Source organism: Pseudomonas sp. PARCl1 (assembly GCF_947311875.1).
Taxonomy (GTDB): domain Bacteria; phylum Pseudomonadota; class Gammaproteobacteria; order Pseudomonadales; family Pseudomonadaceae; genus Aquipseudomonas; species Aquipseudomonas juntendi.
The window spans coordinates 62936-86829 of sequence record NZ_CAMZMX010000001.1 but is presented as its reverse complement, the minus strand read 5'-3'; the positions used below and the strand labels follow the sequence as shown (position 1 = coordinate 86829).

At 63.2% G+C, this 23894-nt stretch carries 23 protein-coding genes; 16 read left to right on the top strand and 7 right to left on the bottom strand.

Features of this window, described 5'->3' with window-relative positions:
• The first annotated feature begins 66 nt into the window (after positions 1-66).
• Complete coding sequence (locus tag QME24_RS00425; RefSeq protein ID WP_280091080.1) at positions 67-1467, top strand: phosphomannomutase/phosphoglucomutase; 1401 nt, start codon at positions 67-69, stop codon at positions 1465-1467.
• 30 nt (positions 1468-1497) lie between these two features.
• Entirely contained in the window at positions 1498-2403 is a 906-nt protein-coding gene (argB, locus tag QME24_RS00420; RefSeq protein WP_009681993.1) for an acetylglutamate kinase, read from the top strand.
• Positions 2404-2521: 118 nt separating this feature from the next.
• Here argB and pyrE read toward each other — a convergent pair whose 3' ends face one another.
• Positions 2522-3163, bottom strand: coding sequence for an orotate phosphoribosyltransferase (gene pyrE, locus QME24_RS00415; protein WP_054905201.1), 642 nt, complete (start codon positions 3161-3163; stop codon positions 2522-2524).
• Between the two features lie 80 nt (positions 3164-3243).
• On the opposite strand from pyrE, the gene QME24_RS00410 reads away from it, so the two are divergent.
• Positions 3244-4023 (top strand): exodeoxyribonuclease III, encoded by a 780-nt coding sequence (locus QME24_RS00410; protein WP_003253401.1) that lies wholly within the window; start codon positions 3244-3246, stop codon positions 4021-4023.
• A 202-nt stretch (positions 4024-4225) separates the two neighbouring features.
• Here the strand turns inward: QME24_RS00410 and rph are convergent, their stop codons facing one another.
• Complete coding sequence (gene rph, locus QME24_RS00405) at positions 4226-4948, bottom strand: ribonuclease PH (protein WP_009681991.1); 723 nt, start codon at positions 4946-4948, stop codon at positions 4226-4228.
• Between the two features lie 205 nt (positions 4949-5153).
• On the opposite strand from rph, the gene QME24_RS00400 reads away from it, so the two are divergent.
• Both QME24_RS00400 and gmk read left to right on the top strand, forming a co-directional pair.
• Positions 5154-6017 carry a YicC/YloC family endoribonuclease gene (locus QME24_RS00400; protein WP_009681990.1) on the top strand — a complete coding sequence of 288 codons (864 nt, stop codon included), beginning with the start codon at positions 5154-5156 and terminating at the stop codon, positions 6015-6017.
• A gap of 13 nt (positions 6018-6030) precedes the next feature.
• The gene (gene gmk, locus QME24_RS00395; RefSeq protein ID WP_054905204.1) at positions 6031-6651 is read left to right on the top strand and encodes a guanylate kinase; all 621 of its coding nucleotides are present in this window, start codon (positions 6031-6033) and stop codon (positions 6649-6651) included.
• A gap of 123 nt (positions 6652-6774) precedes the next feature.
• Here gmk and QME24_RS00390 read toward each other — a convergent pair whose 3' ends face one another.
• The 3 genes from QME24_RS00390 to QME24_RS00380 all read right to left on the bottom strand — a co-directional run bounded on the left by QME24_RS00390 (position 6775) and on the right by QME24_RS00380 (position 10556).
• The gene (locus tag QME24_RS00390; RefSeq protein WP_047149774.1) at positions 6775-8316 is read right to left on the bottom strand and encodes an APC family permease; all 1542 of its coding nucleotides are present in this window, start codon (positions 8314-8316) and stop codon (positions 6775-6777) included.
• Positions 8317-8395: 79 nt separating this feature from the next.
• Positions 8396-9169 (bottom strand): gamma-glutamyl-gamma-aminobutyrate hydrolase family protein, encoded by a 774-nt coding sequence (locus QME24_RS00385; protein ID WP_054905205.1) that lies wholly within the window; start codon positions 9167-9169, stop codon positions 8396-8398.
• Positions 9170-9173: 4 nt separating this feature from the next.
• Positions 9174-10556 carry a glutamine synthetase family protein gene (locus QME24_RS00380; protein ID WP_009684534.1) on the bottom strand — a complete coding sequence of 461 codons (1383 nt, stop codon included), beginning with the start codon at positions 10554-10556 and terminating at the stop codon, positions 9174-9176.
• 207 nt (positions 10557-10763) lie between these two features.
• On the opposite strand from QME24_RS00380, the gene QME24_RS00375 reads away from it, so the two are divergent.
• The 5 genes from QME24_RS00375 to QME24_RS00355 all read left to right on the top strand — a co-directional run bounded on the left by QME24_RS00375 (position 10764) and on the right by QME24_RS00355 (position 15467).
• Positions 10764-11636 carry a LysR family transcriptional regulator gene (locus QME24_RS00375; protein WP_009684533.1) on the top strand — a complete coding sequence of 291 codons (873 nt, stop codon included), beginning with the start codon at positions 10764-10766 and terminating at the stop codon, positions 11634-11636.
• Positions 11637-11841: 205 nt separating this feature from the next.
• Positions 11842-12105, top strand: coding sequence for a DNA-directed RNA polymerase subunit omega (rpoZ, locus tag QME24_RS00370; RefSeq protein ID WP_003253383.1), 264 nt, complete (start codon positions 11842-11844; stop codon positions 12103-12105).
• A gap of 59 nt (positions 12106-12164) precedes the next feature.
• On the top strand, positions 12165-14273 hold the full coding sequence (spoT, locus tag QME24_RS00365; RefSeq protein WP_009684532.1) for a bifunctional GTP diphosphokinase/guanosine-3',5'-bis pyrophosphate 3'-pyrophosphohydrolase: 2109 nt from the start codon (positions 12165-12167) through the stop codon (positions 14271-14273).
• A 23-nt stretch (positions 14274-14296) separates the two neighbouring features.
• Positions 14297-14677: a RidA family protein gene (locus QME24_RS00360; protein WP_009684531.1), complete on the top strand. Its 381-nt coding sequence runs from the start codon at positions 14297-14299 to the stop codon at positions 14675-14677.
• A 58-nt stretch (positions 14678-14735) separates the two neighbouring features.
• On the top strand, positions 14736-15467 hold the full coding sequence (locus QME24_RS00355) for a hypothetical protein (RefSeq protein ID WP_009684530.1): 732 nt from the start codon (positions 14736-14738) through the stop codon (positions 15465-15467).
• 142 nt (positions 15468-15609) lie between these two features.
• Here QME24_RS00355 and QME24_RS00350 read toward each other — a convergent pair whose 3' ends face one another.
• Positions 15610-16467 carry an SDR family oxidoreductase gene (locus QME24_RS00350; protein ID WP_054881210.1) on the bottom strand — a complete coding sequence of 286 codons (858 nt, stop codon included), beginning with the start codon at positions 16465-16467 and terminating at the stop codon, positions 15610-15612.
• A 191-nt stretch (positions 16468-16658) separates the two neighbouring features.
• On the opposite strand from QME24_RS00350, the gene exbB reads away from it, so the two are divergent.
• From exbB to QME24_RS00320, 6 genes are all read left to right on the top strand, one after another.
• Positions 16659-17624, top strand: a complete 966-nt coding sequence (exbB, locus tag QME24_RS00345; protein WP_009684526.1) for a tonB-system energizer ExbB — start codon at positions 16659-16661, stop codon at positions 17622-17624.
• 3 nt (positions 17625-17627) lie between these two features.
• Positions 17628-18056 carry a TonB system transport protein ExbD gene (exbD, locus tag QME24_RS00340; protein ID WP_009684525.1) on the top strand — a complete coding sequence of 143 codons (429 nt, stop codon included), beginning with the start codon at positions 17628-17630 and terminating at the stop codon, positions 18054-18056.
• Positions 18053-18784: an energy transducer TonB gene (locus QME24_RS00335; RefSeq protein ID WP_033690730.1), complete on the top strand. Its 732-nt coding sequence runs from the start codon at positions 18053-18055 to the stop codon at positions 18782-18784. The genes exbD and QME24_RS00335 overlap by 4 nt, the downstream gene beginning before the upstream one ends.
• 94 nt (positions 18785-18878) lie before the next feature.
• Positions 18879-19805, top strand: a complete 927-nt coding sequence (locus QME24_RS00330; RefSeq protein WP_009684523.1) for a hydrogen peroxide-inducible genes activator — start codon at positions 18879-18881, stop codon at positions 19803-19805.
• 3 nt (positions 19806-19808) lie between these two features.
• Entirely contained in the window at positions 19809-21887 is a 2079-nt protein-coding gene (gene recG / locus QME24_RS00325) for an ATP-dependent DNA helicase RecG (RefSeq protein WP_009684522.1), read from the top strand.
• A gap of 78 nt (positions 21888-21965) precedes the next feature.
• Positions 21966-23369 (top strand): aminoacyl-tRNA deacylase and HDOD domain-containing protein, encoded by a 1404-nt coding sequence (locus tag QME24_RS00320; RefSeq protein ID WP_054912418.1) that lies wholly within the window; start codon positions 21966-21968, stop codon positions 23367-23369.
• Between the two features lie 31 nt (positions 23370-23400).
• On the opposite strand, the gene QME24_RS00315 is transcribed toward QME24_RS00320, so the two are convergent.
• Positions 23401-23778 (bottom strand): SCP2 sterol-binding domain-containing protein, encoded by a 378-nt coding sequence (locus QME24_RS00315; protein WP_009684520.1) that lies wholly within the window; start codon positions 23776-23778, stop codon positions 23401-23403.
• Positions 23779-23894 lie beyond the last annotated feature (116 nt).

Genomic DNA, 23894 nt, shown 5'->3' with positions numbered 1-23894 from the left:
AAACCACCGTCCAAGCGTTCAATTTGCGCCTGCCCAGAAAGCCTTTGATTAATGGAGCTTCCAGAGATGAACGACATGGCCCACCTGGTCCCCGCCACATTGCCAGACAGCATTTTCCGCGCGTATGACATTCGCGGCGTGGTCGGCAAGACCTTGCACGCCGAAACCGCCTACTGGATTGGCCGCGCCATTGGTGCGCAAAGCCTGGCCCAGGGCGAACCGCAAGTCTCGGTAGGCCGCGATGGCCGCCTGTCCGGGCCAATGCTGGTGGAGCAACTGATCAAGGGCCTGGTCGATGCCGGTTGCCAGGTCAGCGACGTCGGCCTGGTGCCAACCCCGGCCCTGTACTACGCGGCCAACGTATTGGCCGGCAAGTCGGGCGTGATGCTGACCGGTAGCCACAACCCGTCCGACTACAACGGCTTCAAGATCGTCATCGCCGGCGACACCCTGGCCAATGAACAGATCCAGGCCCTGCTGACCCGCCTGAAAACCAACGACTTTACCCTGGCTGCAGGGCGTGTGGAAAAAGTCGAGATCCTCGACCGCTACTTCCAGCAGATCGTCGGCGACGTGAAGCTGGCCAGGAAGCTCAAGGTCGTGGTGGACTGCGGCAATGGCGCCGCCGGTGTGATCGCCCCCCAGTTGATCGAAGCCCTGGGCTGTGAGGTGATCCCGCTGTTCTGCGAGGTGGACGGCAACTTCCCTAACCACCACCCGGACCCAGGCAAGCCGGAAAACCTCGAAGACCTGATCGCCAAGGTCAAGCAGACCGGCGCCGACATCGGCCTGGCCTTCGATGGTGACGGCGACCGCGTCGGCGTCGTGACCAACACCGGCAGCATCGTCTACCCCGACCGCCTGCTGATGCTGTTCGCCCAGGACGTACTGGGACGCAACCCGGGCGCCGAGATCATCTTCGACGTCAAGTGCACCCGGCGCCTGACCCCGCTGATCGAACAACACGGTGGCCGGGCGCTGATGTGGAAAACCGGCCATTCGTTGATCAAGAAGAAGATGAAACAGACCGGTTCGCTGCTGGCGGGCGAGATGAGTGGTCACATCTTCATCAAGGAACGCTGGTACGGTTTCGACGACGGTATCTACAGTGCCGCGCGCCTGCTGGAGATCCTCAGCAAGGCCGAACAGAGCGCCGAAAACCTGTTTGCCGCCTTCCCGAACGATATTTCCACGCCGGAAATCAATATTGATGTGACCGACGAGGATAAATTCAGCATCATTGATGCACTGCAACGCGACGCCGACTGGGGCGAAGCCAACCTGACCACCATCGACGGTGTGCGGGTCGACTATGCCCATGGCTGGGGCCTGGTTCGCGCCTCCAACACCACACCGGTGCTGGTACTGCGCTTCGAGGCCGACAGTGACGCCGAATTGCAACGTATCAAGGATGTTTTCCGTACCCAGTTGCTGCGGGTTGATCCTGAGCTGCAACTGCCGTTCTGACCGATTATCTGTTCCTCACAGGAGCCCTGCATGACCCTCGATCGCGATGCCGCTTCCCATGTAGCCGAGGTTTTGTCCGAAGCGCTGCCCTACATCCGCCGCTTTGTCGGCAAGACCCTGGTGATCAAGTACGGCGGCAACGCGATGGAGAGCGAGGAGCTCAAGACCGGCTTCGCCCGTGACATCGTGCTGATGAAAGCGGTCGGTATCAACCCGGTGGTCGTGCACGGGGGTGGCCCGCAAATCGGCGACCTGCTCAAGCGCCTGTCGATCGAAAGCCACTTCATCGACGGCATGCGCGTGACCGATTCGGCGACCATGGACGTGGTGGAAATGGTGCTGGGCGGCCAGGTCAACAAGGACATCGTCAACCTGATCAACCGCCATGGCGGCAGCGCCATCGGCCTGACCGGCAAGGACGCGGAGCTGATCCGCGCACGCAAGCTGACCGTCAGCCGCCAGACCCCCGAAATGACCACCCCGGAAATCATCGACATCGGTCACGTGGGCGAAGTGGTGAGCGTGAACACCGACCTGTTGAACATGCTGGTCAAGGGTGACTTCATCCCGGTCATCGCGCCAATCGGCGTGGGTGTCAACGGTGAGTCCTACAACATCAACGCCGACCTCGTGGCCGGCAAGGTGGCCGAAGCGCTGAAGGCCGAGAAGCTGATGCTGCTGACCAACATTGCGGGCCTGATGGACAAACAGGGCCAGGTCCTGACCGGCCTGACCACGGAGCAAGTCAACGAGCTGATCGCCGATGGCACTATCTACGGCGGCATGCTGCCGAAGATCAAGTGTGCGCTGGATGCAGTGCAGGGCGGCGTTAACAGCTCGCACATCATCGACGGCCGCGTGCCGAATGCGGTGCTGCTGGAGATCTTCACCGACAGCGGCGTGGGCACCCTGATCACCAACCGCAAGCCGCGCTGAGTGATCGGTTAGCCTGTACCGGCCCCTTCGCGGGCGTGCCCGCGAATAGGCCAAAACAGGCGGCACAAAAAAAGGCGACCTTCACAAGAAGGTCGCCTTTTTCATTTCCGGGCCAGGATCAGATCCCGTACTGCGCCCGGTAAGCTTCGACAGCGGGCAGGTGCTGCTTGAGCTGTGGGTCGTCAGCCAGGAACTCCAGCACCTGGGTCAGCGAAACGATGCTGACCACTGGAATGCCGAAGTCACGCTCCACTTCCTGGATAGCCGACAGCTCGCCATTGCCACGTTCTTCGCGGTTCAGCGCGATCAGCACGCCGGCGGCCTTGGCCTGCTGGGCGTTGATGATCTGCATGACCTCACGGATGGCAGTGCCGGCGGTGATCACATCGTCGATGATCAGCACATCACCGGCCAGCGGTGCGCCAACCAGGCTGCCGCCTTCGCCGTGGTCCTTGGCTTCCTTGCGGTTGAAGCACCATGGCACATCGCGCTGGTGCTGGTCAGCCAGCGCCACGGCAGTGGTCGCCGCCAGCGGAATGCCTTTGTAGGCGGGGCCGAACAGCACATCAAACGGGATCTTGCTGTCGACGATGGCGGCGGCATAGCAGCGGCCCAGTTCAGCCAGGGCAGAACCGGTGTTGAACAGGCCGGCATTGAAGAAATACGGGCTGGTACGCCCCGATTTCAGGGTGAATTCACCGAAACGCAGTACCCCGCGATCGATGGCAAAACGGATAAAGTCGCGCTGATACGGCTGCATGAATAGTCCCGGACACCACGGATTTAGCTAAATGGGTTGAGCTCGGGTATCATACACGCACGAGATTTATGGGGCCATTTATGCGGATCATCAGTGTGAACGTTAATGGCATTCAGGCTGCGGCCGAGCGTGGTTTGCTCAGCTGGCTTCAAGCCCAGAATGCCGACGTCATCTGCCTTCAGGATACCCGCGCCTCGGCCTTTGAACTCGATGACCCAGCTTTCCAGCTCGATGGCTATTTCCTTTATGCCTGCGACGCGGAGGTGCCAGCCCAAGGTGGTGTGGCCCTTTATTCGCGCATGCAGCCCAAGGCAGTCATCACCGGCCTGGGCTTCGAGACAGCCGACCGCTACGGGCGTTACCTGCAAGCAGATTTCGACAAAGTCAGTATTGCCAGCCTGCTACTGCCTTCGGGCATGAACGGCGACGAAGACTTGAACCAGAAGTTCAAGTTGATGGACGACTTCGCCAAGTACCTGGACAAGCAGCGCCGCAAGCGCCGCGAGTACATCTATTGCGGCTCGTTCTACGTGGCGCAGCAGAAGCTCGACATCAAGAACTGGCGCGACAGCCAGCAGTCGCCTGGCTTCCTGGCGCCGGAGCGTGCGTGGATGGATGCGATCACGGGCGAGATGGGTTACGTCGACGCCCTGCGCGAAGTCAGCCGTGAAGGCGACCAGTACAGCTGGTGGCCAGACAACGAGCAGGCCGAGATGCTCAACCTGGGCTACCGGTTCGACTACCAGATCCTCACCCCGGGCCTGCGCCGCTTCGTGCGCAACGCCCGCCTGCCGCGCCAGCCGCGCTTCTCGCAGCATGCGCCGCTGATTGTCGACTATGACTGGACGCTGACCATCTGAAGCCATTGGGGCTGCTTTGCAGCCCCGTTCGCGGGCACGCCCGCTCCCACAGGTACGGCGCTACCAGTGAAAGCGCCGCGATCCCTGTGGGAGCGGGCGTGCCCGCGAACGGGGCCACAGAAAATCTATGTGATCGGCCGCCAGATCAGCGGGCCCAGCAGCGCGGAGAGGTGGCAGAACATCTGCACCTCTCCGGCTGGTCTCAATCGGCCAGCGCCGCCTGCTGCAGCTCGAAGATTTCGGTCATGCCTTTCTGCGCCAGGGCGAGCATGGCGTTGAAATCTTCCGGCTGGAACGGCGCGCCTTCGGCAGTGCCCTGCACTTCGATGAAGCCGCCCGCGCTGGTCATGACCACGTTCAGGTCGGTTTCGGCAGCGGAATCTTCCAGGTAGTCCAGGTCGAGCACCGCTTCGCCCTGGTACATGCCGACCGAAACGGCAGCGATCATGTGCTTGAGCGGGTTACCGCCCTTGAGGCCACCGCGCTTCTTGATTACTGCCAGCGCGTCGCACAGGGCAACCATGGCACCGGTGATGGACGCGGTACGGGTACCGCCATCGGCCTGGATCACGTCGCAGTCGACGTACAGGGTGATGTCGCCCAGCTTGCTCATGTCCAGTGCGGCACGCAGAGAGCGCCCGATAAGGCGCTGGATTTCCAGGGTGCGGCCACCCTGTTTGCCGCGGCTGGCTTCACGCTGGTTACGCTCACCGGTGGAACGCGGCAACATGCCGTACTCGGCGGTCAGCCAACCCTGGCCCTGGCCTTTCAGGAAGCGCGGCACACCGTTTTCCACGCTGACCGTGCAGATGACCTTGGTGTCACCGAACTCGACCAGTACCGACCCTTCGGCGTGCTTGGTGTAGTTGCGGGTGATGCGGATCGAGCGGAGCTGATCGGCGGCGCGACCACTTGGACGTTTCATCTGGGATACCTGTACTGGGACTTTGAATCTGGCGAGCATTATAGAGCCGCAAGCCCGGTGAGGACATGCCTATTGTCGCGCGCAGACGGCCCGTCGCCTTTTCCTACCCCGACCACCACCTACCGGTAACATAGGCCGATTGGGCGCCACGCCCCCACTGCGCTACAATCCTGCGCCTTTCACTTATCCAAGCGAGGTACTCCCCATGGTGCATAGCATGACCGCTTTTGCGCGTGTCGAGCGCGCCGGCAGCCAAGGCACCCTGGTCTGGGAGCTGCGTTCTGTCAACCACCGTTACCTGGAGCCGCACCTGCGCCTGCCCGAGGCCCTGCGCGACCTCGAAGGCGGCGTGCGTGAAGGCCTGCGCCAAGGGCTGTCACGGGGCAAGGTGGAATGCACCTTGCGCCTGAATGAAGACAGCACCGGCAAGCCGCTGAAGGTCGACCGCGAGCGCGCCGCACAACTGGTCGCCGCCGCCGAAGAAGTGGCCGGGCTGATCAGGCAGCCAGCCCCGCTCAACCCGCTGGAAGTGCTGTCGTGGCCCGGCGTGCTGGTAGCCGATACCAGTGACCCGCAGGCACTCAACGCTGAAGCCATGGCGCTGTTCGACGAAGCCCTGGCCGAACTCAAGGCCGGGCGCCAGCGCGAAGGCCAGGAACTGGCGCGCCTGATCAACGAGCGCCTGGACAGCATGGCCGGTGAAGTCACGACGCTGCGCGCACTGGTGCCGCAGATGCTCGCGGCACAGCGGCAGAAAATCCTCGACCGCTTCGGCGACATGCAGGCAGAGCTCGACCCACAGCGCCTCGAGCAGGAAATGGTGCTGCTGGCCCAGAAAAGCGACGTGGCCGAGGAACTCGACCGCCTCAGCACCCACGTTACCGAAGTACGCCGCGTGCTCAAGGGGGGCGGCGCCGCCGGCCGGCGCCTGGACTTCCTGATGCAGGAGCTCAACCGCGAGGCCAACACCCTTGGCTCCAAGGCCTTCGACCCACGCAGCACGCAGGCGGCGGTCAACCTGAAGGTATTGATCGAACAGATGCGTGAACAAGTACAGAACATCGAGTAAGGCCACCCCAACCATGAACCACAACAGCGGCACCCTCTACATCGTCTCGGCCCCTTCCGGCGCCGGCAAGACCAGCCTGGTCAACGCCCTGATCAAGGAAGACCGGCAGATCCGCGTCTCGGTCTCGCACACCACCCGCGCCATGCGCCCGGGCGAGCAGCACGGGGTGAACTACCACTTCGTCGTGCACGAGGAATTCAAGGCGCTGATCGCACAGGGTGACTTCCTGGAGCATGCCGAAGTGTTCGGCAATTTCTACGGCACGTCGCGCAGCGCACTGCAGCAAACCCTGGACGAGGGCTATGACCTGATTCTGGAAATCGACTGGCAAGGCGCCCAGCAGGTTCGCCGGGTGATGCCCGATGCGTTGTCGGTATTCATCCTGCCACCGAGCCAGCAGGCGCTGCGCCAGCGCCTGGACGGGCGCGGGCAGGACAGCGAAGAGATCATCAATGGGCGCATGAAAGAAGCGGTCAGCGAGATGGTGCACTACGACGAGTACGACTACGTGATCATCAATGATGATTTCGACGAGGCGCTGGAGGATTTGAAGGCGGTGTTCCGCTCGAATCGGCTGGCGCTGAAGAAGCAGCAGCAGCGTCATGCAGTGTTGCTGAAGCAAATGATCGGCTGAAGATCGATGGGGCCTCTTCGAGGCCCTATCGCGACACAAGGCCGCTCCCACATTAGATGGCGTACGCCGTGCTTTTGTGGGAGCGGCCTTGTGTCGCGATAGGGGCGCAAAGCGCCCCCAGCTTCATTCCTGCAAAGGCAGGGTAGCCTGCTGGCGCAGGGTAGCCCCCAGGAAATACGCCGGCGCACGCAGGCGTGACAGCATCATCAGCCCGATGCCCAGCACCGAGATGATCGCGGCAATCACGAACACCAGCCCCACCCCGCCGACATGCGAGCCGCTGCCGAAGTCCGGCGACGCGCTGTCGATGGCGGTCCGCGCGAAGATCACCGACAGAATCACCCCACCCACCAGCGGGCACATGCCACGCATGAAGAAGTGGCGCACGCTGCTGAACAGGCTGCCGCGGAAATACCAGACGCAGGCAAACGCCGTCAGCGAATAGTAGAAACAGATCATCATGCCCAGCGCAGTGATGGTATCGGCCAACACGTTCTCGCTCAGCGTGCGCATGGTCACGTAGAACAGGCCCGCTGCCACACCTGCGCAAATGGTCGCGTAGCGTGGGGTCTGCGAGCGGGGGCAAACACTGGCGAACTTCGGCGGTACTGCGCCGTAATAACCCATGGCCAGCAGCGTGCGCGCCGGCGCCACGAAGGTCGATTGCAACGAGGCTGCGGTACTGGCCAGCACGGCAATGGACATCAGGATCGCCAGCGGCCCCATCACCGGGCCGGCCAGGTGGGCAAACACGTTCTCCTGGATGCGCGGGTTGTTGAGCCCCAGGCCGGTTTCGCTAATGCCGGCAAACTGCAGGGTGGCAATGGCAGTGAACAGGTACAGGCCGAGGATCAGCATGACGGTCAAGGTGGCAGCCTTGCCCGGCACCTCTTCACTGCCAACCGACTCTTCGCTGACGGTCAGGCAGGTATCCCAACCCCAGAAGATAAAGATCGACAGCGACAAGCCCGCGGCAAAGGCCGAGAACGACTCCACGCCGAATGGATTGAACCAGGCCAGGTCGAACGCCATCGGCGGTGGCGCAGTGGTGCCGCCGAACGCGGCGAAGGCGAAGCCGACCAATACCAGCAGTTGCAGGGCCACCAGGCCATACTGCACGGTCATGGTGGTGGCCATGCCCCGGCAGCAGATCCAAACCGCCAGGGCGATGAACACACAACAGGTGACGATGTTGATCAACAGGTTGTCGGCCAGTCCCGCCAGCGCGTGCCTGCCGGTGATCTGGCCGAGGAACAGGTAGAAGAAGTCGACCGCCACCCCCGCCAGGTTGGACAGCACGATGGTGGTGGCAACCACCAGCCCCCACCCCCCGATCCAGCCGATCATCGGCCCGAAGGCGCGCGCCGACCAGGTAAAGGAGGTGCCGCTGTCCGGCTCTGCCGAGTTCAGTTCACGGTAGCCCAAGGCTACCAGCAGCATTGGCAGGAAGCCGACGATGAACACGGCTGGCAGGTGTGCCCCTACCTCACGCACGGTAGGGCCCAGTGCGCCGGTGAGGGTATAGACCGGGGCGATGGTGGAGATGCCCAGTACCACGCTGGCCAGCAAGCCCAGGCGACCCTTGGCCAGGCCTTTGCTGCGCTGATTGTTGCCCGCTTCGGCCGCCACGTCGGGTGGGCGGGCGGCTTCGGTGTAATTGCTCATGAGTATTTGCCGTAAGTTTTGGAATTGTTCTTACAGGCCTTGCGCACAAGGCCCGCTTTCACTCATTGAAAGCTTGCTGTCAGGGGCGCGTCAGCCGTGCGCCCTTCCGTGCTGCATAGGCAGTGCAGGCCTCGCGAAACGCCTGAAACAGGCGCAGCGAGACCGGGTTTTCGCTGAACCGCCACTCTGGGTGCCACTGCACGCCAAGGACGAAGCCCGGCGCACCGGGCATGGACACCGCTTCGATGAGGCCGTCCGGGGCCCGCGCTTCGACCCGCAGGCACGAAGCCAGGCGCTCGATGCCCTGGCTGTGCAGCGAGTTGACCTCGAACTGCGCTGCCAGCCCCAGGCGCTCGAACAAGCCGCCAGGCTCGACGAACACCGGGTGCCGAAGGCCGTACTGCACCTCCAGGGGCGCGTCTTCGGGCTCGCGATGGTCCAGGTAGCCAGGCAGCGCCTGCACACGCTGGTGCAGGCTGCCCCCCAGGGCCACGTTCAGTTCCTGATAGCCACGGCAAATGCACAACACCGGCACACCGGCGGCGATCGCCGCCTGCAGCAGCGGCAGGGTCAGCCGGTCACGCGCCAGGTCATGAAGGGTGCCCGCGGCACTGGGGGCGCCATTGTAATGATGCGGTTCGATATTTGAAGGCGAGCCCGTAAAAACAATGCCGTGCAGGCAGGCCAGCAACGCTTGCGTGTCGCTACCACCGTCACGGGCCGGCAGAATCAGCGGCAGGCCGGCAAACGCGGCCGCCTCGACATACTTGTCGCCAACCGTGTGCGACGAGTTCTTCCCCACCTGCTGGCGGCAGGCGCTGACACCGATCAAGGGGACCGCAGTTGCGCTCATGGGCTTACACCGTGTGCAGGTACCAGTTGTACTCGAGGTCGGAAATCGACACTTCGAACTCGGCCAGTTCGCTTTCCTTGCAGGCCACGAAGATATCGATGTAGTCCGGGCTGATGTATTGGTTGAGCACCTCACTGTCGTCCAACGCACGCAAGGCATCGCGCAGGTTGTTCGGCAGGCTCTGTTCGAGTTGCTCGTAGGAGTTGCCTTCGATCGGCGCCTGGGGTTCGACCTGGTTGGTGAGGCCGTGATGCACGCCGGCCAGGATGGCCGCCAGCATCAGGTACGGGTTGGCGTCGGCGCCGGCCACGCGGTGCTCAAGGCGCACGTTGTCGCTGCTGTCGGTGGGCACGCGGACGGCTACCGTACGGTTGTCCAGGCCCCAGCTCGGCGCATTGGGCACGTAGAACTGGGCGCCGAAGCGGCGGTAGGAGTTGATGTTCGGGCACAGGAAAGCCATCGATGCCGGCATCGTCTCCAGCACCCCACCAATGGCGTGACGCAGGGTGTCGCTCTGCAGCGGGTCGTCACTGGCGAAGATGTTCTTGCCGGTTTTCTTGTCCAGCAGCGAGATGTGCACGTGCAGGCCGTTGCCTGCCTGGCCTGGGTAGGGCTTGGCCATGAAGGTGGTGTCCATTTCATGGTCGTAGGCCACGTTCTTGATCAGCCGTTTCAGCAGGATCGCGTAGTCGCAGGCTTTCAGCGGATCGGCAACGTGGTGCAGGTTGACCTCGAACTGCGCCGGGGCACTTTCCTTGACGATGGCGTCCGCCGGCAGCCCCTGCTCCTTGGCGGCTTCGAGCATGTCCTGCAGGCAATCTGCATATTCGTCGAGGTCGTCGATCAGGTACACCTGGGTCGATTGCGGGCGCTTGCCGGAAATCGGCGAGCGCGGCGGTTGCGGGCGGCCGTTGAGGTTGTCCTGGTCGATCAGGTAGAACTCAAGCTCGAAGGCGGCGCAGATAGCCAGGCCCAGGTCGTCGAACTTGCTGACCACCTGGCGCAGCACTTCCCGCGGGTCGGCGAAAAACGGCTGGCCATCCAGCTCGTGCATGGTCATCAGCAACTGGGCTGTGGGGCGCTTCTGCCACGGCTCATCCGATAACGTGCCAGGGATCGGGAAGCAGATACGGTCGGCATCGCCGATGTCCAGGCCAAGGCCGGTGCTTTCCACGGTGGAGCCGTTGATGTCCAGGGCGAACAGCGACGCCGGCAGGTTGATGCCCTTTTCGTACACCTTGTGCAGGCTGGCTCGCTCGATGCGCTTGCCGCGTACCACGCCGTTCATGTCGGAGATCAGCAGGTCGACGTACTGCGTATCCGGATGGGCCTGGAGGAAGTCTTTCATCTCGCTGGAAGAACTGGCGCACGGGGTGACCGACGTCATGGCTGTACATCCTTTGATTTGCTGCGGCGATGTGGGGGGGTACGGCTGGCGCCTCATGGGCGACGATGGTTGCAGCTGTTGTTCTTTTCACTTCCCATCGTGGGGATTGTTGACCCGACCGGGCGCATTGATTCCGGGGGGCGGTTTCACTATAAAATGGCCCTGATGCAACAGACATTGGCAATTCGGCAAGCAGAGCGTGCACCAATGCAATATCAGATTACCCACGCCGACCTCACTCTGGTCCTGGCACTGGAGCGTGGCCGCTCGCTGGCGAAGGCCGCCGAGTTGCTCAAAGTTGACGTATCGACGGTCTTTCGCTCGATACGCCGGCTGGAATCGGCCCTCGGTACTGCGCTGTTCGTGAAAAGCCGCAAAGGCTACCTGCCAACCGATACTGCCCAGGCCCTGGCCGAGCAGGCCGAGCGTGCCGAGCAGGCGCTGGAGGCCGCGCGCATTGCCATGACCAGTGGCGAGCAGGTGGTCAGCGGCACGGTGCGCCTGACCTGTACCGAGGCGGTCATGCACAGCCTGCTGCTGCCGGCGCTGGCCGAGTTCATGCCCAACTACCCGGCGCTGTCGCTGGAAATGGGCACCTCCAACACCTTCGCCAACCTCAGCCGGCGCGACGCCGACATTGCCCTGCGCCTGACCAATACACCGCCGGAACACCTGGTGGGCCGCAACCTGGGCTCGACGTCCTATGTCATCTGCGGCCAGCCGCAGTGGCGCGAGCGGCTGGCCGAATCGCCTGCCAGCACCCCGTGGATCGCCCCTGACGACTCCATGCAGGACCACCCCACGGTGGTCTGGCGCAACCAGCAGCACCCCGGGTTGAGCCCGCGCTACCAGTGCAGCAGCATGTCGACCATCGCCCAGTTGGTGACCGCCGGGTTGGGCGTGGCGGCGCTGCCGGACTACATGGTGCATGCGCTGCCCGGCGTCGATGCGCTCAGCGGGCCGCTGGCCGGCTGCGACACCCAGCTGTGGCTGCTGACCCGCCCGGACTGCCGGGCACTGCGCTCGGTGCAGACCTTGTTCGAAGAGCTGACCCCGAGGTTGCGCGGCGCGATGCTCTGAGGTTATCGTCAGGCTCATGCGTCGAGGGTGTCTGTTTCGGCCCTTTCGCGGCTGAAACCGCGCCTGCACGGTGCGGTGGCAGGCTTGGGGATGACGCTGCTCGGCAAAACAGCGCTTCCCTATTGGCTGGTGAATTTTTATACTATCGAGTCCGCCTGCCCACTATTGGGCTGCACGCCCACCGCATTTGCTACTGAGGAAGACCATGGCCCGCGTAACTGTTGAAGACTGCCTGGAACACGTGGATAACCGCTTTGAGCTGGTCATGCTCTCGACCAAGCGCGCTCGCCAGCTGGCGACCGGCGGCAAGGAACCACGCGTAGCGTGGGAAAACGACAAGCCTACCGTCGTTGCCCTGCGTGAAATCGCCGAAGGCATCGTCACCAACGAATTCATCGCCGCTGAAGAGATCGTCACCGAGGATCCGGTGTTCGCCGCGTTCGAGGACGAGAACAACGAGGCTGTCTGATTGATGCCAGGTCGACGTCGCACGGCGCAAGGCCCTCTTCCTCGGCAGGAGGTAAACCCATGCCGGGTATAGAAGCCTTGGCCGAACGGCTGTCGACCTATCTTGGCCCTGAACAGGTCAACCTGGTCCGGCGCGCCTATTTCTACGCCGAACAGGCCCACGACGGGCAGCGCCGCCGCAGCGGCGAGCCCTATGTGACCCACCCGCTGGCCGTGGCCAGCATCCTCGCCGACATGCACATGGACCATCAAAGCCTGATGGCGGCCATGCTGCACGATGTGATCGAAGACACCGGTATCGCCAAGGAAGCCCTCAGCCAGCAATTTGGCGAGACCGTGGCCGAGCTGGTTGACGGGGTCAGCAAGCTGACCCAGATGAACTTCGAAACCAAGGCCGAGGCGCAGGCTGAAAACTTTCAGAAAATGGCCATGGCCATGGCGCGCGATATCCGCGTGATCCTGGTCAAGCTGGCTGACCGCCTGCACAACATGCGCACCCTTGAAGTGCTGTCCGGTGAAAAGCGCCGGCGCATCGCCAAGGAAACCCTCGAAATCTACGCCCCCATCGCCAATCGCCTGGGCATGCATACGGTGCGCGTGGAGTTCGAAGACCTCGGCTTCAAGGCCATGCACCCCATGCGCTCGTCGCTGATTCACCGTGCGGTGAAAAGCGCTCGTGGCAACCGCAAGGAAATCGTCGCCAAGATCGAGCACTCGCTGGCCAACTGCCTGGCTGCCGATGGCATCGAAGGCGAAATCAGCGGCCGGCAGAAGCACCTCTATGGCATCTACAAGAAGATGCGCGGCAAGCGCCGCGCCTTCAACGAGATCATGGACGTGTACGCCTTCCGCGTCATCGTTGACAAAGTCGATACCTGCTACCGTGTGCTCGGCGCCGTGCATAACCTGTACAAGCCGCTGCCCGGCCGCTTCAAGGACTACATCGCGATCCCCAAGGCCAACGGTTACCAGTCGTTGCACACCACGCTGTTCGGTATGCATGGCGTGCCCATCGAAATCCAGATCCGCACCCGCGAGATGGAAGAGATGGCCAACAACGGCATCGCGGCGCATTGGCTGTACAAGTCCAACGACGACGAGCAACCCAAGGGCAGCCACGCCCGTGCCCGCCAGTGGGTCAAAGGCATCCTGGAGCTGCAGCAGCGTGCTGGCAACTCGCTGGAGTTCATCGAAAGCGTGAAGATCGACCTGTTCCCGGACGAGGTCTACGTGTTCACGCCCAAGGGCCGCATCATGGAGCTGCCCAAAGGCTCGACGGCCGTCGACTTCGCTTACGCGGTACACACCGACGTCGGCAACAGTTGCATCGCCTGCCGTATCAATCGCCGCCTGGCGCCGTTGTCCGAACCGCTGCAGAGCGGGTCCACGGTGGAAATCGTCAGCGCCCCGGGCGCCCGGCCAAACCCGGCCTGGCTCAACTTCGTGGTTACCGGCAAGGCGCGCACGCACATCCGCCACGCGCTCAAGCAGCAGCGCCGGTCCGAATCCATCAGCCTGGGCGAACGCCTGCTGAACAAGGTGCTGACCGGCTTCGACAGCAGCCTGGAGAAGATCCCTCAGGAACGTATCCAGGCGATCCTGGCGGAGTACCGCCTGGAACTGATCGAAGACCTGCTCGAAGATATCGGCCTGGGCAACCGCATGGCATATGTGGTTGCGCGCCGCCTGCTGTCAGCCGAAGGCGAACAGTTGCCCGCACCGGAAGGGCCGCTGGCGATCCGCGGTACCGAGGGGCTGGTACTGAGTTATGCCAAGTGCTGTACACCCATCCCGGGCGACCCGATCGTCGGCCACCTGTCGGCAGGCAAGGGCATGGTCGTGCACCTGGAGAACTGCCGCAACATCAGTGAAATCCGCCACAACCCGGAAAAATGCGTGCAGCTTTCCTGGGCCAAGGACATCACCGGCGAGTTCAATGTCGAACTGCGGGTCGAACTGGAGCACCAGCGCGGCCTGATTGCCCTGCTTGCCAGCAGCGTCAACGCGGCCGACGGCAATATCGAGAAAATCAGCATGGACGAGCGCGACGGCCGTATCAGTGTGGTCCAACTGGTGGTCAGCGTACACGATCGCGTGCACCTGGCCCGTGTGATCAAGAAGCTGCGTACCTTGACCGGTGTGGTCCGCATCACCCGCATGCGTACGTAGTCCGCCAACCGCAAGGAGTCATCATGAGCAAGACCGTCATCAACAGCGACAAGGCCCCCGCCGCTATCGGTACCTACTCGCAGGCGATCAAGGCCGGCAATACCGTGTACATGTCCGGCCAGATCCCGCTGGACCCGAAGACCATGGAGCTGGTCGAAGGCTTCGAAGCCCAGACCGTGCAGGTATTCGAGAACCTCAAGGCCGTGGCTGAGGCTGCCGGCGGTTCGTTCAAGGACATCGTCAAGCTGAACATCTTCCTGACTGACCTGAGCCACTTCGCCAAGGTCAACGAGGTGATGGGCCGCTACTTCGAACAGCCTTACCCAGCCCGCGCCGCGATTGGCGTTGCCGCGCTGCCAAAAGGCGCCCAGGTCGAAATGGACGCCATCCTGGTCATCGAATGATGCCTTGGGCGACGGGCACCCTGCCCGTCGCCCCCTCTCCTGCGCAAGGTTTCCCGACATGCGTCACGCACTGCCCCTCGCGCTGGCAGCCCTGCTCCTGAGCGGCTGCGCCAGCCACAAACCCGAAGATTTCAACGGCACCTGGATCAACCAGGCTGCGATCAAGGCCGCGGTAAAGGGCGACAGCCTGCGCCAGGCCCTCAATGAAAATGGTCCGGTATTCGAGTGGAAGCTCGACGTCGCCAACCAGCAGGCCAGCTACAGCAATGGCTTCGAAGCGGCGGACGGCCAGCTGGTCACGCTCGACAAGCAATTGCAGGCCAACTTTGACGGTGGCCAGACCGAGCAGCTTGCGCTGGACGGTGACGAACTGCTGACCACAGACCAGAGCGGCGCAAAGCAGGCTTTTGTCCGCGTACAACCCTCTGCCACCGCCAACGCCTCGCTGGGCAGCAGCTTTGAAAAAGCCCTGTACCAAGCGTATCTGGGCGGTGAATGGACCATTCTCGAAGGCCAGGGCCAAGGCGGAAAAGTACGCTTCAGCGATACCGGCAACGTCACTGGCTTGCCTGGGCCAGACCGTTTCGCCCTGTGCCTGGCCGGCGACTGCGCCACCATGGGCGGCAGCAACGACAGCCTGTGGCTGGAGCGCAACCAACGGGGTGCGCCTTTCATCATCAAGCGTGACGGCGACAAGCTGGAGATCTTCCAGGCGGTGAACCGTGCCCAGGCTGATGACATGCCCCAACTGGCAGCGGGCAAGCGCCAGTGGTTGCTGGAAAAAAACTGAAGCCTGCAGCAGCGGCCTTGTTTCGCGACAGGGCCGCAACACGGCACCAGGGCATCAGCGTCGGCGCGTGGATTGCCAGGGCTGCGTTGCAGCCCAATCGCAACGCCAGGCCGCGCCTACAGAAGTCGCGTCAAGGGTGTGGTCAGGCTTTCGCCGCCAGGATGGCTGCGTAGCCTTCCTTGTAACTCGGATACACCGGTGCCCAGCCCAACGCCTTCACCCGTGCGTTGCTGCAGCGCTTGCTACCGGTACGCCGCACGCGCTGTTCATCTGACCACTCGGTAACCCCCAGGTAGGCCCGCAACCAGGCCACCACATCGGCCAGCGGTGCCGGATCATCGTCAACCCCGATGTAACAGTCGTCCAACGCCTTGCCATCAGCATCTTCCTGCAGCAGAAACGCCAGCAAGCTGGCAGCATCTTCGGCATGAATACGGTTGCCGTACAGCGGCGGCTGCTCAGCCACCCGATAGCCTTGGCGTACCTGGCTCAGCAGCCACTCGCGGCCGGGGCCGTAGATGCCAGTGAGGCGCACCACACTCGCCGGTATGCCGCTGCCAAGGGCCAAGCGCTCCGCTTCCAGCATCACCCGCCCCGAATACCCCTCGGGCTCGGTCGCCGACCCTTCCTCAACCCACTCGCCGTCCTTCTGCGCATACACGCTACTGCTTGACACGAACAGCAAGCGGCGCGGCCGTTGGCCACGCTCGGCCAGCCAGGCCAGCACATGGCGTAAACCGTCGACATAGGCCGCCCGGTAACCCGCCTCGTCATGCTGGCTGGCCGCCACGCAGTACACCAGGTAGTCCAGCGTACCCCGTGGCCATGCGGCTGGCAGCGAAGGCTCGGCCAAGTCCGCAGCCACCGGGTGAACCCCCGCAGGCAATTGCCCCACCGAACGGCGCAGACCGCTGACCTGCCAACCACGTGCCAGCATCTGCCGGGCCAAGCGCCCGCCTACATCACCACAACCCACCACCATCACGGAAAGGTCTGACATCACAAAACTCCCTGGACCAACTGATCAGCCCAACCACGCTACACGATGGATGGCTAGACCATAGGCGAAAAAAGCTACAATATTACTTTTGTTAACAAGAATTACTTGCAATAATGGCGACCAAGTTGTTCTCGGCCCGCCTCGAGGCCTTGGAGAACGTTCGTCTTTTCTCTTCATCAGGTCCGGCCAGCATGACACGTACTAAACCCTCCGCTTCGCCAACCCAGTCGCGCGCCTGGCGCGCCATCGCCGCGCTGACGCTCAGCCTGGTGCTGGCCCCGGCAGCCATGGCCGATGAGCCAACCGCCAATACCACCACGCCGGCCGCCGCCACTGCCGCTGCTGCCCCGAGCACCGCCCCGGCTGGCGAAGCACCCGCCACCAGCGCCACTGCCGGTGCACCAGCTGCAGCAGACCCAAGCGTCGAAGCCCTGGTTGAAGATACCTCGCTGGGCATGGCCCACGACCTGTCCCCATGGGGCATGTACAAGAACGCCGACATCGTGGTGAAGATCGTCATGATCGGCCTGGCTATCGCCTCCATCATCACTTGGACCATCTGGATCGCCAAAGGCTTCGAGCTGATGGGCGCCAAACGCCGCCTGCGTGGCGAAATCGCCCAGCTGAAGAAGGCCACCACGCTGAAAGATGCCAGCGAAGTCTCCAGCAAGGAAGGCACGCTGGCCCATACCCTGGTGCACGACGCCCTTGAAGAGATGCGCCTGTCGGCCAATGCCCGCGAGAAAGAGGGTATCAAGGAACGCGTCAGCTTCCGCCTGGAGCGCCTGGTGCATGCCAGCGGCCGTAACATGAGCAGCGGCACCGGCGTACTCGCCACCATTGGTTCCACCGCCCCGTTCGTCGGCCTGTTCGGCACCGTCTGGGGCATCATGAACAGCTTCATCGGTATCGCCAAGACCCAGACCACCAACCTGGCCGTGGTCGCCCCGGGTATCGCCGAAGCCCTGCTGGCCACCGCCCTGGGCCTGGTCGCGGCAATCCCGGCCGTGGTCATCTACAACGTCTTCGCCCGTTCCATTGCCGGCTACAAGGCTCAGGTGTCCGATGCTTCCGCCCAGGTACTGCTGCTGGTCAGCCGCGATCTGGACCACCAAGGCAGCGAGCGCGCCGCCCCGCACATGGTGAAAGTGGGGTAAGCCATGGGCCTGCATCTCAACGAAGGTGGCGACGACCTCGCCGAAAACCACGAAATCAACGTTACGCCGTTCATCGACGTAATGCTGGTACTGCTGATCATCTTCATGGTTGCCGCCCCCCTGGCCACAGTCGATATCAAGGTCGACCTGCCGGCCTCGACCGCCAAACCGGCGCCGAGGCCCGAGAAGCCGGTGTTCGTCAGCGTCAAGGCAGACCAGAAGCTGTACGTCGGCGACGATCAGGTCCCGGCACCCGACCAGCTTGGCCCGATGCTTGACGCCAAGACCAAGGGTGACAAGGAAACCACCATCTTCTTCCAGGCCGACAAAGGCGTGGATTACGGTGACCTGATGGAAGTGATGAACAACATGCGCTCGGCCGGCTACCTGAAAGTCGGCCTGGTAGGTCTCGAGACGGCAGCCAAGAAATGACAAAACCGCGCTCAAACATGGCGCGCTACGCTGGCAGCCTGGCGATCGTGCTGGGCGTGCACGTGGTCGCCGTGCTGCTGACGCTCAACTGGTCTGTGCCCCAGGCCATCGAGTTGCCGCCAGCAGCCATGATGGTCGAACTGGCACCGCTGCCGGAACCCGCGCCACCGCCGCCCCCGAAAGCGGCGCCGCAGCCACCTGCACCGGTAGAGGAACCACCTTTGCCGAAGCTGGTGGAGGCACCCAAGCCGAAGATCGCCATCCCCAAGCCGCCCAAGCCGAAGGCCAAGCCCCAGCCGCCCAAGCCTGAGAAGAAGCCTGAGCCGCCGAAGGAAGCACCGCCGACCGAGCAGACCGTCGACGCGCCGCCGAGCAATACGCCACCGCAGAAGTCCGCGGCACCGGCCCCGAGCATCGCGTCCAACAGCAACGCCCTGCCGACCTGGCAGAGTGACCTGCTGCGCCACCTGGCCAAGTACAAACGGTACCCGGAAGACGCGCGCCGCCGTGGCCTGCAAGGCATCAACCGCCTGCGCTTCGTGGTCGACGCCGAGGGCAAGGTGGTGTCGTATTCGATGGCCGGTGGGTCGGGCAGTGCCGCGCTGGACCGCGCAACCATGGAAATGATCCGCCGCGCCGGCAAAGTGCCAAAGCCGCCACCCGAGTTGTTGAACAATGGCACCATCGAAGTCGTGGCGCCCTTCGTCTACTCGCTGGACCGCCGCTAAGACTTTTGTTTCTGTCACAAATCGGCAAGTCTGATAACGTGCGTCTATCGATTGCAGCCGCTATGCTGGGGCCGCAACTTCATGGACGCACGTTATGACCCTCACAGAACTACGCTACATCGTCACACTCGCCCAGGAACAGCACTTCGGCCATGCCGCCGAGCGCTGCCACGTGAGCCAGCCGACCCTGTCGGTCGGTGTGAAGAAGCTTGAGGATGAGCTTGGCGTTCTGATCTTCGAACGCAGCAAAAGCGCGGTCCGCCTGACCCCTGTCGGCGAGAGCATCGTTGCCCAGGCACAAAAGGTACTGGAGCAGGCCCAGGGCATTCGCGAACTGGCCCAGGCTGGCAAGAACCAGCTGACTGCGCCGCTCAAGGTCGGTGCCATCTACACCGTGGGCCCCTACCTGTTCCCGCACCTGATCCCGCAACTGCACCGCGTGGCACCGCAGATGCCGCTGTACATCGAAGAAAACTTCACCCATGTGCTGCGCGAGAAGCTGCGCAATGGCGAGCTGGACGCGGTGATCATCGCCCTGCCGTTCAATGAAGCCGATGTGCTCACCCTTCCCCTCTACGACGAACCGTTCTGCGCGCTGATGCCTGCCGACCACCCATGGACGGCCAAAAAGACCATCGACACCGCCATGCTCAACGACAAGAGCCTGTTGCTGCTGGGTGAAGGTCACTGCTTCCGTGACCAGGTGCTGGAAGCCTGCCCTACCCTGAACAAGGGGGGTGAAGGGTCGCGGCACACCACGGTCGAATCCAGCTCGCTGGAAACCATCCGCCACATGGTAGCGTCCGGCCTTGGCGTGTCTATCCTGCCGCTGTCGGCGGTGCACAGCCACCACTACGCGCCTGGGGTCATCGAAGTCCGCCCGCTGACCGCCCCGGCACCGTTCCGCACCGTGGCCATCGCCTGGCGCGCCAGCTTCCCACGGCCAAAGGCCATCGAGATCCTCGCCGACTCGATCCGCCTGTGCTCGGTAGCCAAGGCCCCTGCAGAACAAACGGCCTGAGTCATGACGGAGCTGTCGAACGTCCCGGTCACCGTGCTCAAGGGTGTTGGCGAGGCCATGGCCGAAAAGCTCGCCAAGGTCGGCCTGGAAAACTTGCAGGACGTGCTGTTCCACCTGCCCCTGCGCTATCAGGACCGCACCCGCGTGGTTCCGATCGGCCAGCTGCGCCCAGGCCAGGACGCGGTGATCGAGGGGGTGGTCAGCGGTGCCGACGTGACCATGGGCAAGCGTCGCAGCCTGGTGGTACGCCTGGGTGACGGCAGTGGCGTGTTGAGCTTGCGCTTCTACCATTTCAGCAACGCGCAAAAGGAAGGGCTCAAGCGCGGCACCCACCTGCGCTGCTACGGCGAAGCTCGCCCGGGCGCTTCCGGGCTGGAGATCTACCACCCGGAGTACCGCGCACTGAACGGTGACGAACCGCCACCGCCGGTCGACCAAACCCTCACCCCGATATACCCGTCTACCGAGGGCCTTACCCAGCAACGCCTGCGCCAACTGTGCCAACAGAGCCTGAGCCTGCTCGGCCCGCGCAGCCTGCCCGACTGGCTGCCCGACGAACTGGCCCGCGACTACCAGCTGGCGCCGCTGGATGACGCCATCCGCTACCTGCACAACCCGCCCGCCGACGCCGACGTCGAGGAGTTGGCCCTGGGCCACCACTGGGCTCAGCACCGCCTGGCATTCGAAGAGCTGCTCACCCACCAGCTGTCGCAACAGCGCCTGCGCGAGAGCCTGCGCAGCCTGCGTGCGCCAGTGCTGCCCAAGGCCACCCGGCTGCCGGCGCAATACCTGGCCAATTTGGGCTTCCAGCCGACCGGCGCGCAGCAGCGCGTCGCCAACGAAATTGCCTACGACCTCAGCCAGCACGAGCCGATGATGCGCCTGGTGCAAGGCGACGTGGGTGCCGGCAAGACCGTGGTCGCCGCGCTGGCCGCGTTGCAGGCCCTGGAGGCTGGTTATCAGGTGGCATTGATGGCCCCCACCGAGATCCTTGCCGAACAGCACTACATCACCTTCAAGCGCTGGCTGGAGCCTTTGGGTCTGGAGGTGGCCTGGCTGGCCGGCAAACTCAAGGGCAAGGCGCGGGCGGCGTCGCTCGAGCAGATCGCCAATGGCGCCCCGATGGTGGTCGGCACCCACGCCCTGTTCCAGGACGAGGTGAAGTTCAAGCACCTGGCCTTGGCCATCATCGACGAACAGCACCGTTTCGGCGTGCAGCAACGCCTGGCGCTGCGCAAGAAAGGCGTGGCCGGCGAGCTGTGCCCACACCAGCTGATCATGACCGCGACCCCCATTCCGCGCACCTTGGCCATGAGTGCCTACGCCGACCTGGACACCTCGGTGCTCGACGAGCTGCCGCCTGGGCGCACGCCGGTGAACACCGTGCTGGTGGCCGACAGCCGGCGTTTCGAAGTGGTCGAACGGGTACGCGCCGCCTGCGCTGAAGGGCGCCAGGCGTACTGGGTGTGCACGCTGATCGAAGAGTCCGAGGAACTGACCTGCCAAGCAGCCGAAAGCACTTACGAGGAGCTGGGCAGCGCCTTGGGTGAACTGCGGGTCGGGTTGATCCACGGCCGCATGAAACCGGCGGAAAAGGCCGAGATCATGGCCGAGTTCAAGGCCGGCAACCTGCAGTTGCTGGTCGCCACCACCGTCATCGAGGTGGGCGTGGACGTGCCCAATGCCAGCCTGATGATCATCGAAAACCCCGAGCGCCTCGGCCTGGCCCAGCTGCACCAGTTGCGTGGCCGGGTGGGCCGCGGCAGCGCCGTCAGCCATTGCGTGCTGCTGTACCACCCGCCGCTGTCGCAGATCGGCCGCGAGCGCCTGGGCATCATGCGCGAAACCAACGACGGCTTCATCATCGCCGAAAAAGACCTTGCGCTACGCGGCCCGGGCGAAATGCTGGGTACCCGCCAGACCGGCCTGCTGCAATTCAAGGTCGCCGACCTGATGCGCGACGCCGACCTGTTGCCAGCGGTACGCGATGCCGCCCAGGCCCTGATCGCACGCTGGCCGGAGCACGTCAGCCCGCTGCTGGACCGTTGGCTGCGTCATGGCCAGCAATATGGTCAGGTGTGACGCCTGTCCCATAATGGATCCAGATTTGCGCCCAGGGTGGTTATACTTCGCGTTTAAAAGAATCAGTGGATACGGACCATGACTGAAGTTGCCCTGGACACCGCAACCCCACACACGCCTTCCGTCATCAGGCTGCTGCTCGAGAAACTCGGCGTAGCCTACCGCGAGGTGGTCGAACATCCGCACCTGCCCGCAGCCTCGCGGGTACAGGCCGTGCTGCTGGACGACGAGGTGGGCGCCATGATGGTGCTGTTCCCGCAGAGCCAGCTGCTGGACCTGAACCGCCTGGCCGAACTGACCGGGCGCAAGCTCACCGCCGTGTCGGTGCCACGCCTCAAGCAGATGCTCGACAAACACCAGCTCAAGGCGCTGCCGGGCATCCCGGCGCTCACCAGCTCACCGTGCCAGTACGAAAAAAGCCTGCTGGACGTCGACCTGGTGTACATCAATTCGGGTGAAGCCGGCCTGTTGCTGGAAATAGAGCGCGCGCACTTCAAGCGCATGTTGCTCAAGGCCAGCGCCAGCAGCTTTGGCCAGGAAGTCGGGGCGATCAGCCCCAACCTCGACCGCCCTAACGACGATACCCGCGAAATCACCAATGCCGTGCAAGCCTTCACTGCCCGGCGCATCCAGAAGCGCCTGGAAGAAACCATCGAAATCCCGCCGCTGGCCGATACTGCGCAGAAAATCATCAAACTGCGGGTAGACCCCAACGCCAGCATCGACGATATCACTGGGGTGGTAGAAACCGACCCGGCCCTGGCCGCCCAGGTGGTCAGCTGGGCGGCATCACCCTACTACGCCTCGCCGGGCAAGATCCGCTCGGTGGAAGACGCCATCGTGCGCGTGCTGGGCTTCGACCTGGTGATCAACCTCGCCCTCGGCCTGGCCCTGGGCAAGACCCTGAGCCTGCCCAAGGACAACCCTCAGCAGGCCACCCCGTACTGGCAGCAGTCGATCTACACCGCCGCCATCATCGAAGGCCTTACCCGAGCCATGCCGCGGGCAGAGCGCCCTGAAGCAGGCCTGACCTACCTGGCCGGGCTGTTGCACAACTTCGGTTACCTGCTGCTGGCACACGTTTTCCCGCCGCACTTCTCGCTGATTTGTCGCCACCTGGAGGTCAACCCTCATCTGAACCACACCTATGTGGAACAACACCTGCTGGGCATCAGCCGCGAGCAGATTGGTGCCTGGTTGATGAAACTGTGGGACATGCCGGTAGAGCTCTCGGCCGCGCTGCGTTTCCAGCACGACCCGGCCTACGATGGTGAGTTTTCGGCATTCCCCAACCTGGTATGCCTGGCCACACGCCTGCTGCGCTCGCGAGGGATTGGCTCGGGGCCGCTGGAGGAGATTCCTGACGAACTGCTGGAGCGTTTGGGCATTGCCCGGGAAAAGGCCGAGGATGTGGTGAACAAAGTGCTGGAGGCCGAGAGCTTGCTGCGGGAGCTGGCTTCGCAGTTCAACGCACCGCATTGAAGCCCGGGGCCGCTTGGTGGCCCCAAACATTTCAGCCCTGCTTCTTCTTCGGCTTCAGGTACTTCATCAACCCCTGAAACCACATTACCAACGCCGGATTGCCCTTGATCTGGATGTTCTTGTCCTGAATGCCCTGCATGAACGCCAACTGCTTGTTGCTTGCCTGCAAGGTGGCAAAGCCATAGGCGGCATCCTTGAAGGCAATGGCAAAGGCCGGCTGTGAGTACGACCCGCTTTTGCTGCTGACCCGCTCGTTGCTGACGATAAAGTGCCGGGCGACCTTGCCGTCCAGGGTCTGCATCTGGAACACCAGGTCCTTGCCTTTGAGCTGCTGCTGGAATGCCGGATTATTGCGGCTGGCCCGGGCCATCAGCAGCCCCATGGCCCAGAGAAGAAAGCGGAACTTCATCGACACGCCTCGATGGAAAAGTGACTAAGTTGCGCAGTTTATCCTCCTAATGACCTTTTTATGCAAGTTCGCAGCAATTACCGGGTGTAAAGCACAACGGGCGCCATCTGGCGCCC